Below are 3,879 nucleotides of genomic sequence, written 5' to 3'. Positions count from 1 at the left end.
GCCTATCACCGCCACGGCCAACCGCTGCCGGAGGAAACGCTGGAGATGGCGCGTGCGGCGGATGCGATCCTGTTCGGCGCGGTCGGCGATCCCTCGTGCGACGCGCTCGAACGCCATCTGCGGCCCGAGCAGGCGATCCTCGGCCTCAGGAAGCACCTCGGCCTGTTCGCCAACCTGCGTCCGGCGCGGGTGTTCGCGGGGCTCGAGCACCTCTCGCCGCTGCGCGCCGACATCGCCGCCGGGCTCGACATGCTGATCGTGCGCGAGCTGACGGGCGATGTCTATTTCGGCGCCAAGGGCCAGCGCGCTGCTGAAAATGGCGAGCGCGAGGGGTGGGACGCGATGTCCTATTCCGAGGGCGAGGTGCGCCGCATCGCCCATGTCGCCTTCCGCGCGGCGGCGGCGAGCGGGCAAAGGCTCACCAGCGTCGACAAGGCCAACGTGCTCGAAACCAGCCAGCTGTGGCGCGACGTGGTGGTCGAGGTCGCGGCCGAGTACCCTGAGGTCGCGCTCGAGCACATGTATGTCGACAATGCCGCGATGCAGACCGTCAGCCACCCCGAGCGTTTCGGCGTGGTGCTGACCGGCAACCTGTTCGGCGACATCCTGAGCGATCTCGCCAGCGCCGCTGTGGGCTCGATCGGCCTCTTGCCCTCCGCCTCGCTGGGCGAGCGGCAGACCGACTTCGGCACCTTCGGGCTTTACGAGCCGATCCACGGCAGCGCCCCCGATATTGCCGGGCAGGGCAAGGCCAACCCGATGGCGACGATCTTGTCGGCGGCGATGATGCTGCGCCATTCCTTCGGCCGCGAGGATGATGCCGCGCGGATCGAGGCGGCGGTCGCGCGCGCGCTCGCCGACGGCATCCTCGGCGGCGATCTCGGCGGCAGCCACGGCACCGCGGCGATCGGCGCGGGCGTGCGCGCGCGGCTCTGACATCGCGGACGCGCCAGTTATGGTTTCTAAAGAATTATGGTGCACTAGGGGGCCATGGAAAACGCCTTCTTCCCGCGCCTCGACAGCGTCGACGAGGATATCTCCGACATCTGGCCGGCGCCCGCACCCGTGACCCTCGACCTCGCCATCATCCTGCCGACCTTCAACGAAAGCGGCAATCTCGCACCCCTGGTCGAGAGGATCGACCGTGCCATCGGCACGGCGGCGGCATGGGAAGTCATCATCGTCGATGATGACAGCAAGGATGGCACCGCCAACGAAGCGCGCGCGCTCGCGCTCACCGACAGCCGTGTGCGGGTGATCCAGCGCATCGGCCGCCGGGGTCTGTCGAGCGCGGTGATCGAAGGCTTCTGCGCGACAGCCGCGCCCTTTGTCGCCGTGATGGACGCCGACCACCAGCACGATCCGGCGTTGCTCCCCGGCATGCTCGCCGCGCTCAAGTCCGGCGAGGCCGAGATCTGCGTCGCCAGCCGCTTCGCCGAGGGCGCCAGCACCGCCGAGTGGGCCGCGCCCGAGCGCGAGAAGCTGTCGACCTATGCCAATGCGCTCGCCCGCAAGATGACCGGCGTGTCGCTGACCGACCCGATGAGCGGCTATTTCATGCTGCCCGCCGCAACCGCCCGCGCGCTGGTGCCGCGCCTTTCGGCGATCGGTTTCAAGATACTGCTCGACCTGCTCGCCACGTCCGAGACGGCGATGAAGGTCAAGGAGTTCCCCCTCAATTTCGCGGCCCGCCGCGAAGGAGAAAGCAAGCTGGACCGCGCCATCCTGTTCGATTTCCTCGCCGGGCTTTACGACAAGACCTTCGGCAAGGTGATCCCGACCCGCTTCGCCCTGTTCGGCACTGTCGGCGCGCTGGGCGTGGTGGTGCACTTCATGGTGCTCACCAGCCTGCTGTTCCTGTTCGACCGCGCCTTCACCCTTGCGCAGAGCGCGGCGGTGCTGGTGGCGATGAGCTTCAACTTCTGGCTCAACAACTGGCTGACCTATCGCGACAAGCGACTGACCGGCTGGGGCGAGTTGCTGCGCGGCTGGCTCGGCTTCATCGCCACCTGCGCGATCGGCGGCTTCGCCAACGTGGCGATCGCGACCTTCCTCGAAGGGCAGGGCGTGTTCTGGGTGCTCGCCGCGCTGGCGGGGATCGTGGTGGGCTCGGTCTGGAATTACGCCCTGTCGAGCCGGTTTGTTTGGGGGCGGTTCTAAGGCCTCACATTCGTCATTGCGAGGAGCGCAGCGACGAAGCAACCCATGGCCTAAGATCCGATCTCGAAAAACAAGTCGCGCCATTCGGGGTTCATCGCTTCGATCAGCGCGATCTTCTTCGCGCGCGATCCGCCCTTGATCTGCTTTTCGCGGGCAATGGCGTGCTCCATAGTCGCATGGAGCTCGAACCAGACGAGTCGCTTGCAGCCGTATTTTTTGGTGAAGCCGGAGACCACCCCTTCGCGATGTTCCCATGCTCGGCGCGGGAGGTCGGACGTGACGCCGATGTAGAGCGTCCCGTTCTTGTGGTTCGCCATCATATAGACGGCGGGCTGAAAATGCCGGCTCCGGTCCATGGGTTGCTTCGCTTCGCTCGCAATGACGAAACGAAAATAACAAGTTAGGGTCGCTTCTGCGATCCCTACCTCCACCCCTTGAACCACGCCCAGATCAGGTAATCGTCGCCCCCGCTCAGGGGCAGTGCGGCGAGTATGGGGAAGAAGAAGGCGAACACCGCGACCGATGCCGCCGGGATGCCCCATGCCAGCCAGTTGCCGTAGGGCAGCCGCCTGAGGTCGCTGCATGCGAGCGCGAGCGCGGCGAGCAGGAACAGGCTCGGGGCGAAGTAGTGGTAGTAGAACTGGATCGGCTTGGGCGCGATCAGCCACAGGCCGAGGCTAAGCCCGTAGCCCAGCGCTGCCGCCAGCCGCGCCGCATCGCGCCGCAGCGCGCCGACGGCGAGGCACCACGCCAGCGCGGGCAGGCCCAGCAGCATCGTCAGCGGATTGCCGATCAGCAGCACCCCGCGCCACGCGCCGTCCACCTCCTCGTAGAGATACCAGATCCCGCGCGTGTTCAGCACCCATTGCGGCCACTGGCTCATGTAGCGGTGCGGGGTCATCAGCTGGCTCTGGAGCGCGAAGATCTCCTCGTGCAGCCCGATCAGGCCCTTCTCGGCGAGCGGCGAGGGGTGGAAGGGCTCGGCGAGCCAGTAGCCCGGGATGAAGGTCGCGGCATAGACCGCGAGCGGGAGGATCCCGAGCCACACGAAGGCCTCGACCAGCCGCACCCCCGGCACCGGCGCGCCGCGGCGGCTCAGGAACAGGCGGCGGCGTCCGGCGGCAAGGCGCGCGAAGAAGAAGGCGAGGCCCGGCGCCATCGCCAGCGGTATGGCGTTCCACTTGGAACCCAGTGCGAGGCCCAGCGCGATGCCGGTCAGCGCCAGCCGCCAGCGCCCCTGCTCGGGCCGCGCGGCAGCGGCGGCGAACTGCCATGCGGCAAGCGCCAGCGCGGCGATCATCACCATGTCGAGCATCGCGATCCGGGCATGGATCACGAGGTGGAAGCCGCTCAGCCCCAGCACCCCGAAGGCGAGGGTCGCGAATCGGTCCGCGCTCGCGTGCCACAGCGCCCGCATGCTCGCGAACAGCGCCACGACGCCCGCCAGCCACGGCACGACGCGCCAGCCGAGCGGATTGTCGCCGAAGGCCCAGATTCCCAGCGCGATCAGCTCCTTGGCGAGAAGCGGATGCTCGCGGTTGCGATAGGCCCCCGTGCCGGTCTCGAAGGCGGCGAGCATCTCGCGCACGGCGGGGATGTAGTGGACCTCGTCGAAATAGAGCTTGGACGGCAGGCCGAGCCGCCATCCGGCGAGGAGCGCGAAGACCCCGGTGAGCGCGAGACACCATCCCAGCGGATCGCGCGGGCGCGGCGGCGGGG

At 67.9% G+C, this 3,879-nt stretch carries 4 protein-coding genes; 2 read left to right on the top strand and 2 right to left on the bottom strand.

The annotated features are described in order from the left end of the window. The coding region (gene leuB, locus AX692_RS14615; RefSeq protein WP_073977746.1) for a 3-isopropylmalate dehydrogenase at positions 1-936 on the top strand (936 nt) is incomplete at its 5' end. A gap of 54 nt (positions 937-990) precedes the next feature. Then, entirely contained in the window at positions 991-2,160 is a 1,170-nt protein-coding gene (locus AX692_RS14610; protein ID WP_081095361.1) for a glycosyltransferase, read from the top strand. Between the two features lie 50 nt (positions 2,161-2,210). Here AX692_RS14610 and AX692_RS14605 read toward each other — a convergent pair whose 3' ends face one another. Together AX692_RS14605 and AX692_RS14600 are read right to left on the bottom strand one after the other, a co-directional pair. Beyond that, entirely contained in the window at positions 2,211-2,480 is a 270-nt protein-coding gene (locus AX692_RS14605; RefSeq protein ID WP_196490047.1) for a GIY-YIG nuclease family protein, read from the bottom strand. 101 nt (positions 2,481-2,581) lie between these two features. Continuing rightward, positions 2,582-3,879: phospholipid carrier-dependent glycosyltransferase (locus tag AX692_RS14600; protein WP_073977745.1), on the bottom strand; the 1,298-nt coding region annotated here is incomplete at its 5' end.

The sequence above is a fragment of the Erythrobacter donghaensis genome, from assembly GCF_001557325.1.
Classification (GTDB): domain Bacteria; phylum Pseudomonadota; class Alphaproteobacteria; order Sphingomonadales; family Sphingomonadaceae; genus Erythrobacter; species Erythrobacter donghaensis_B.
The sequence above is the reverse complement of the archived record's forward strand: the minus strand, read 5'-3'. Positions and strand labels throughout refer to the sequence as shown.

What these genes read in the sequence shown, in the direction of transcription:
- AX692_RS14610 (WP_081095361.1), top strand. Translation starts at nt 991, where the DNA reads ATGGAAAACGCCTTCTTCCCGCGCCTCGACAGCGTCGACGAGGATATC.
- AX692_RS14605 (WP_196490047.1), bottom strand. Translation starts at nt 2,480, where the DNA reads ATGATGGCGAACCACAAGAACGGGACGCTCTACATCGGCGTCACGTCC.